This is a genomic window from Stenomitos frigidus ULC18 (genome assembly GCF_003003795.1).
Classification (GTDB): Bacteria; Cyanobacteriota; Cyanobacteriia; order Leptolyngbyales; family Leptolyngbyaceae; genus Stenomitos; species Stenomitos frigidus_A.
Window position 1 is genome coordinate 1 of record NZ_PVWK01000134.1, and the last position, 6225, is coordinate 6225.

A 6225-nucleotide genomic window follows, 5' to 3' on the forward strand; every position below is an offset into this window, starting at 1 on the left:
CTCCCGGCTTCTCCGACCGGCACTGAACCCAACTCCGGTTTGACGCCTTGAGGCAGAACGCGAACAGTTGCTTCCACGGCTCGCGTCCTCATTCTGATTGGCTAAAGTCGAGTTCAAAACCTCGGAGGTCTAGTCCACCAAACGAGCGCTGCCCTGTGATAAATCTCCAGCAGCGGGAATTCTAGGCTAGCCGATCGCGCAAACACCGATCGCTGCAATCACCACCCATCCCGCCGCATCTACTACTTGGAGATCCGCACATGCCCTACGAAAACATCAGTGCCACACTTACACCGGAGAAATTGCAGAAATCAAAGCCGCAATCGCCTCACTCCATGCCAACATGCCGTTCTTGGTTAGCCTCACCCCCGACGAGCGCCGCAAGCGGGTGAAGATGGGCGACAAGAGTTTAGCCTTCGTCAGCAAGAGTTTAAACGTGACCCAAAACAATGCCGAAGTCGTACCTGCCAGCTTTAACATTGCCGAATTGAACCGCGATTATCAGTTGATGGTCTCTCTGGGTGAGGTAAAGAGCCTACTGGAGCAATTAACCGAAAAAGTGGATGATACCCTGGTCGCCGTGGGCAGTGAATCGATGGCAAGCAGTCTGCTGGTGTATGACTATGTGAAAACAGCCGCCAAACACGCACCGGGGTTAAAGAGCGTTGCCGACCAACTCGGCGAACGGTTTAAGGCGATGGGTCACAGACGCGCCAAAGCGGAGCCAAGCCCTGCTGCAGTCACCTCGCAAACAGCTTGACTCAGCTCTAAACAGGCTCTACTCAGTTTAGAAATAGGCTGACTGAGCAAAAAGATGGCTTGACTTCACTGAGAGCTAGGCTGACTGAGCAAAAAGATGGCTCGACCTCACTTAGAGATAGCCCGACTGAGCAAAACCATCACTCGACTCACTTCAAAACTCGCTCCACTTAGCTGAGTGGTGAGTCAAGTCAGTAAAACGATCGCTCGACTCGGTTCCATCATGGCTCGACTAGAAGCTGCGCTGCCTCAAGCAGGCTTTAGACGCACATCTAGCTCTAGCTGAACTTGGCGACGAGTTTTAACAAAAACTGAGTAGTGGGATTAAGAAACGCTTGGCGATAGTAGGCATCCGCCGCTTTTTTAATCGCCTCTGCCTGGGTGGGATAGGGATGAATCACCTGGGCGATCGCCTTGAGCCCCTTTTTGGTCACCATTGCCAGCGTGACTTCGCTAATGAACTCACCTGCATGACGCGCCACGATCGTCGCCCCAAGAATCTGGTCGGAACCACGTCGTAGCAAAATTTTTGCAAAGCCATCGGTTTCTCCGTCTGTGAGCGCGCGATCGACGTCTGAGAAGGGGATATGAATTGTCTCGGTGTCTAACCCTTTAGCCTGCGCCTCTGCCTCATAAAGTCCCACATGGGCAATTTCGGGATCGGTATACGTGACCCACGGCATCACCAGGCTGCTGAGCTTGCTGCGCCCCAGACCAAGCGGCGCAAAGAGAGCATTCTTGATCACCAGACGAGCAGCGGCATCGGCTGCGTGAGTAAACTTCCACTGCATACAAATATCACCAGCCGCAAAGATGCGAGGATTGGTCGTTTGCAGGTAGTCATTCACTTCTACGCCATGCTGGCTATCGTACTTGACCCCCACAGCGCCCAGGTTGAGCCCCTCCACGTTGGGCGATCGTCCCGCACCCACCAGAATCTCATCAACGACGATCGTGTTGGCTTTACCCTGCTGCTGATAGTGGATGACCTTGCCTACATCCGTCTTTTCGACCCGTTCCAACGTGCAATCCAGAAGGAGGTTTAGCCCTTCCTGCAAAAAGCGTTGCTGTACCAGTGAGGCGGCATCAGGATCTTCGCGATCGAGCAAGTGTCCATTCTTATGCAACAAGGTGACGTCACTGCCCAGGCGATGAAAGGCTTGTGCAAGCTCACAGCCAATGGGGCCACCGCCAATAACGGCTAAGCGAGCTGGGCGATCGGTGAGGGAGAAAACCGTTTCATTCGTGAGAAAACCAGCGTCTGAGAGCCCAGGAATGTTGGGATGAGACGCACGGGCACCTGTGGTAATGACAGCCTTCTTAAAGCGCAGATGACTACCGTTAACGTCTACTGTCTGCCGATCGAGAAACGCTGCCTTACCCAGAAACACATCAATGCCCTGGCTGCTAAACTCTTTTGCCGAGTCGTGGTGGCTAATTTCGGCTCGAATGCGCCGCATGCGCTGCATGACCGCTGCAAAATCAATATTTACTGACGCTGGTGGATGAATGCCAAATGGTGCCGCATCCCGCATCGTGGCAGCCACCCGTGACGACTGAATCACGCATTTGGAGGGCACACAGCCTAAGGTCAGGCAGTCACCACCCATCAAACTTTTTTCAATCAGGGCGATCTTCAACCCCAGTTTGAGCCCAGCCGCGCCAGCCGCAACGACTAATCCAGCCGTGCCAGCACCAATGACAACCAGGTCATACAGCGAAGCGGGTTCGGGGTTCACCCAATCGATCGGATGCACCTGAGCGAGCAACGCCTGGTTAAATTCATTCAGCGGTTGAACCGCCGGTGCCTCGCGAATGGATGGTGGCATGGGTAGAGTCTCTCCTGATAGCAACACAACACAAACAGCGTGGTCGATCGCTGTCACGATCAACCGTGTTTCGCCATGCTGGTACTACCCTACACCTGAACTGGAGCGCTCTGCCATTGCTCTCTAGACTGGTTTCTGCTGCGTGCCTTACGCCGCGTGTTGCCGATACCATGCGATCGTTTTTTCCAACCCTTGCCGAAATTCTACGGTCGCTGTGAACCCAAACGCTTCTTTAGCACGCTCTGTATCCAGGCAACGACGGGGTTGCCCATTAGGTTTATCAGCTTCCCAGACAATTTCGCCCTCAAAGTCCATGAGTTCGCAAAGCAGCTCAATCAACGTCCGAATCGAGATTTCGTACCCTGTGCCCAAATTCACGGGTTCGTGGCTACTGTAGTGCTGGGTTGCCATCACAATGCCCCGTGCGGCATCTTCTGAGTAAAGAAATTCACGGGTAGGGCTGCCATCCCCCCACACAGGGAGCTGTTTCTCACCACGCAATTGCGCTTCATATACCTTACGAATGAGCGCTGGAATGACGTGTGAACTGCGTGGATCGAAGTTATCTTCGGGGCCGTATAAATTCACTGGCAACAAGTAAATGCCGTCAAAGCCATATTGCTGACGATAGGCTTCTAGCTGCACCAGCAGCGCTTTTTTGGCAATCCCATAAGGCGCGTTGGTTTCCTCTGGATAGCCATTCCACAGGTCATCTTCTTTAAAGGGAACGGGTGTAAATTTGGGATAGGCACAAATGGTGCCAACGCAGGTAAACTTCTCAATGCCCGCTTCATAGGCAGCGTGGATGAGTTGAGTACCCATCATTAGATTGTCGTAGAAAAGTTCAGCGGGTTTTTCGCGATTCAAACCGATGCCACCCACATGCGCTGCCAGGTGAATCACCACATCTTGCTGATCGACAATCCGCTTGCAGTGCTCCATTTGGCGCAGGTCGCAGTCGTGCGATCGGGGTACCGTAATTTTCTGCACATCCGCCCCCGCTTGGCGCAGTTGCGCAATGACCTGCCGCCCTAAAAAGCCTGCGCCGCCTGTGACGACAATGCGCTTATCTGTCAGATCCAATGCCGTTGTCATAGTTCACCTTATTCCTGCCCAAGCTGTACATCATTGTATGAGACTCTCACTTCCAAGACCGAGCAGACCGTCGCAGTTGAGCCACAAGCCGTCTAGCCTTGTAGGGTGTGCAGCGACAGTGTGACGCACCAAGACATAAGCTGGTGGTGCGTTATGGCAATGCCTAACGCACCTACGCTGGCTAGGATTTGGAAGCAGAATGTCTATGGTTGCAAGTCTTCCCTAAACGCCTTGTTTAGCGTACTGTCGCCACATCTCGTACCGTTTGAGGCGCACTACCATTCAGCGGCACTAAGCCCAACGCTTTCAGGTCGGCTTCGACCATCAGGTTAACCAACTGTTCAAAGGTAACGGATGGTTCCCAACCGAGTTTTTGCTTGGCTTTCGCAGGATCGCCAATGAGCAGTTCTACCTCAGCGGGACGCAAGTAGCGTTCATCAAAGGCAACATAGTCTTGCCAGTCCAGGTTGACGTACTTGAAGGCGACATCCAGAAACTCGCGAATAGAATGAGTTTCACCAGTGGCCACGACATAATCATCGGGCTGTTCCTGTTGCAGCATCAGCCACATAGCATGCACATAATCTTTGGCATAACCCCAATCGCGCTTGGCGTCCAGATTACCCAGATATAATTTTTGCTGTTGCCCTGCGACAATCCGCGCCAGCGCACGGGTAATTTTGCGCGTCACAAACGTTTCACCCCGTCGCGGCGATTCGTGATTGAACAGAATGCCATTACACGCAAACAAGTTGTAGGATTCGCGATAGTTCACCGTGATCCAGTGGGAAAAGACTTTGGCGCATGCGTAGGGACTGCGCGGGTAAAATGGAGTAGTTTCTGACTGCGGTACTGCTTGCACGAGCCCAAACATCTCTGATGAGCCTGCCTGATAAAAGCGCACCTCAATACCCGTGCGCTGCTGGTAATCTCGCACCGCTTCTAATAGACGCAAGGTGCCGGTGCCTACGGTATCGACGGTGTATTCCGGTGCATCAAAGCTGACACGCACATGGGACTGTGCGCCAAGGTTATAAATTTCGGTTGGTTTGACGTCTTCGAGAATGCGTCGCAGTGTCGTACCATCGTTCAAATCGCCGTAGTGAAGAAACAGACGTGCGCCTTCAACATGCGGGTCTTCGTAAATGTGATCAATCCGATCGGTGTTGAAAGTCGAGGTGCGGCGGATAATTCCATGTACTTCGTAACCGCGATCGAGCAGTAGCTCACTCAAATAAGACCCATCCTGACCAGTGATGCCCGTAATTAGCGCTCGTTTTGCTTGCGTCATCGTTAAATGATCCTTGCCTCAGATAAGTTAAAGCAGACTCTTTGCACAGGGCGCTCGTTCAATCATGCCCTGCTGCCTCAAACCAACGTCGCTCAGATAAGCTGGTCAACCATTGGGTAAAAAAGAAGAGTAGAAAACGCGGGTTGTGCTTGGCATAGCGCTTCCACAGCCGACGCGGTTCCGACTTCAGGCGAAACACCCATTCCAAACCCGCTTGCTGCATCCATATAGGCGCTTGCTTCACGCGGCCAGAGTGAAAATCAAAGGCTGCACCAACGCCCAGCATGACGGCTGGGAGACTGCCCTGATGTGCTGCCATCCACAGCTCTTGTTTGGGGCAACCGATACCGACAAAGACAATGCGTGCCTCTGATTCCACCAGTTGTTGGGTATAAGCAGCATCCTCTGCGGCGGTCAGGGCACGAAACGGTGGGGCAATCTGGCAAACAATCTTAATGCCGGGATAGAGCTTTTCCAGAAAGGTCGTGAACAATGACAAACTTTCGGGCGTGCCCCCATAAAGACCGATCGCGACCCCTTCCTTTGCAGCCGCCTCGCAGATATGTAACGTTAGATTCGGCCCACGTACCTGAGAAGCCCCTTTAAGACCCAAAGCACGCAAAGCTTGCACAAGCGGTTTTCCATCTGGCGTAATCAAATCAGCATTGTTCACTGTGCGGGCAAACTCACCCTGGTCGTACGCCTCCATCACCATGTGGACATTGGCTGCACAGACATAGCGGCTTTCGGCGGCCTTTGCCCAGAGAATCACACGTTGAGTCGCATCCTGGTAGCTAGTTCCATCCACTCGCATCCCCAGAATATGGCGATGCCTCACAGATGGAGCGCCGTGACGCTCAGGCTGCATTGTATTCCTAGCTGCTATTGACTTCGTTATGTACTTCACTATCACTACCTACCTGTTTCACAATGAGTTGGCTGACTCAACGTCCAGCCCGGTTCACGAGATAATTTGGATAAGGTAGCCACCCACTAGTTACGTACTCAATGATTCACGTTCAAGGCTGAAAGAGACACCTATTATGAGCCTGAACGAATCAACTGTATTTGGTATTGCTCACACACCTTTACAACGGGGAAGGAATGCAATCCGGTCAATTCTTCAAAAAATGCGGCTAGGCTATCATGGAAACTTTAGACTTGTTGCTTTATGAGGTAAATGAGTCCTATCCCCTGATGAAGCAGTAGACCATGCTCAACATTGATCGTGCGCTGGAGAATGAGCGCTTG

6 protein-coding genes are annotated in these 6225 nt (G+C 52.5%); 2 read left to right on the forward strand and 4 right to left on the reverse strand.

Features of this window, described 5'->3' with window-relative positions; translation table 11 throughout:
* Positions 1 to 343: 343 nt before the first annotated feature.
* The gene (locus C7B82_RS24775; RefSeq protein WP_219904678.1) at positions 344 to 760 is read left to right on the forward strand and encodes a hypothetical protein; all 417 of its coding nucleotides are present in this window, start codon (positions 344 to 346) and stop codon (positions 758 to 760) included.
* A 277-nt stretch (positions 761 to 1037) separates the two neighbouring features.
* On the opposite strand, the gene C7B82_RS24780 is transcribed toward C7B82_RS24775, so the two are convergent.
* Positions 1038 to 2588, reverse strand: a complete 1551-nt coding sequence (locus C7B82_RS24780; RefSeq protein WP_106259441.1) for a mercuric reductase — start codon at positions 2586 to 2588, stop codon at positions 1038 to 1040.
* On the opposite strand from C7B82_RS24780, the gene C7B82_RS34415 reads away from it, so the two are divergent.
* A complete protein-coding gene (locus tag C7B82_RS34415) occupies positions 2587 to 2715 on the forward strand; it encodes a hypothetical protein (RefSeq protein ID WP_281259042.1) in 129 nt (42 codons plus the stop codon). The two genes, C7B82_RS24780 and C7B82_RS34415, sit on opposite strands and share 2 nt — an antisense overlap.
* A 20-nt stretch (positions 2716 to 2735) precedes the next feature.
* Here C7B82_RS34415 and C7B82_RS24785 read toward each other — a convergent pair whose 3' ends face one another.
* The 3 genes from C7B82_RS24785 to C7B82_RS24795 form a co-directional block, all read right to left on the reverse strand.
* Positions 2736 to 3683 carry a GDP-L-fucose synthase family protein gene (locus C7B82_RS24785; RefSeq protein ID WP_106259442.1) on the reverse strand — a complete coding sequence of 316 codons (948 nt, stop codon included), beginning with the start codon at positions 3681 to 3683 and terminating at the stop codon, positions 2736 to 2738.
* 235 nt (positions 3684 to 3918) lie between these two features.
* A complete protein-coding gene (gene gmd, locus C7B82_RS24790) occupies positions 3919 to 4974 on the reverse strand; it encodes a GDP-mannose 4,6-dehydratase (RefSeq protein WP_106259443.1) in 1056 nt (351 codons plus the stop codon).
* Between the two features lie 58 nt (positions 4975 to 5032).
* Positions 5033 to 5842 (reverse strand): WecB/TagA/CpsF family glycosyltransferase, encoded by an 810-nt coding sequence (locus tag C7B82_RS24795; protein WP_219904679.1) that lies wholly within the window; start codon positions 5840 to 5842, stop codon positions 5033 to 5035.
* Positions 5843 to 6225 lie beyond the last annotated feature (383 nt).